General features: G+C 45.4%; 1 protein-coding gene. It reads left to right on the top strand.

Annotation, left to right across the window (positions count from 1 at the left end; translation table 11 throughout):
* On the top strand, positions 1–504 hold a 504-nt coding region (locus tag R7093_RS28515; protein ID WP_318147445.1), incomplete at both ends, for a lyase family protein.

Genomic DNA, 504 nt, shown 5'->3' with positions numbered 1-504 from the left:
GCATTCATACCCTACGTGCGATCGAAAACTTCAACATCTCTAACGTAACTATTTCTGACGTACCTGAGTTCGTACGCGGCATGGTGATGACGAAGAAAGCAGCAGCGTTGGCGAACAAAGAACTTGGCGCCATTCCTAAAGAAGTTGCTAACTACATCCTAGAAGCGTGTGATTTGATCCTAGAAACAGGCAAGTGTATGGATCAGTTCCCTTCAGACGTATTCCAAGGCGGCGCGGGTACTTCCGTTAATATGAACACTAACGAAGTTATCGCGAACGTTGCACTTGAACTGATGGGCAAAGAAAAAGGCCAATACGAGTTCATCAACCCGAACGACCACGTTAACAAGAGCCAATCTACTAACTGTGCGTACCCAACTGGTTTCCGTATCGCGGTTTACAACAGCGTACACAAACTAATGGAAGCGATTGAATACCTAAAAGGCGCATTCGATCTTAAAGCAACTGAATTCAAAGACGTATTGAAGATGGGTCGTACTCAGC

This window comes from Vibrio sp. 1580 (assembly GCF_033340055.1).
This window is presented reverse-complemented; position numbering and strand designations above follow the sequence as displayed.